Consider the following 715-nt stretch of genomic DNA (forward strand, 5'->3'; position numbering starts at 1 on the left):
GTACGCCCGCGCCATGACCGTCCTGGCCCGGCGCCGGCCCGCCGCCCGACCCCGGCCCGCGCGGCCCGGCCCGCTGCGGCCGGGTGGCCCGGTGCCGCGACCCACCATCCGGCCCGGTGCGGGATGACCGGCCCCGCGCCCCGGTTCCCGTTCCGCTTCGACCCGGCGTTCCGCCCGGCCCTGGCGCTGCTGGGGGTCCGGCCGGCAACCGCCTGGGTCGACGTCACCGACCGGGAACTGCTCATCCGGTACGGACCGTGGCGGTTGCGCACCGCGCGCGACAACGTGGTTGGCGTCGAGGTGAGCGGCCCGTACCGCTGGTGGCGGGCGATCGGCACGCACGTGTCGATGGTCGACGGCGGCGTGAGCTTCGGCAGCAGCACGGCCGGCGGCGTCTGCCTCCGCTTCGGCGTACCGGTGCCGGCCCTGACGCCCTGGGGGTGGCCCCGGCACCCGGCGGCCACGGTGACCGTCACCGACCCGCCCGCCCTGGCCCGGCTATTCGCCGGCCCGGACCGGTCCTGAGCAGGTCACCGGCCTGCCCGGTTCCGCCGGTCGGGCCGCCTGGTACCGCCTACCGTCGGAGCAGGACCTGCGAGCGTGGGACGGGCGATGGCTGACGAGCACCGGGGGAAACCGCGACGCGGGAGCGGACGCCGCCACCCGCCCACCGGCCCCGACCCGGCGCTGCGCGCCGCCCGTGACCCGGGCGGCC

General features: G+C 79.0%; 1 protein-coding gene. It reads left to right on the forward strand.

Annotation, left to right across the window (positions count from 1 at the left end; all coding sequences use genetic code 11):
- The first annotated feature begins 123 nt into the window (after window positions 1–123).
- Window positions 124–525, forward strand: a complete 402-nt coding sequence (locus EAD89_RS30175; RefSeq protein ID WP_121652118.1) for a hypothetical protein — start codon at window positions 124–126, stop codon at window positions 523–525.
- Window positions 526–715 lie beyond the last annotated feature (190 nt).

It is taken from the genome of Micromonospora sp. BL4, assembly GCF_003667505.1.
Taxonomy (GTDB): domain Bacteria; phylum Actinomycetota; class Actinomycetes; order Mycobacteriales; family Micromonosporaceae; genus Micromonospora.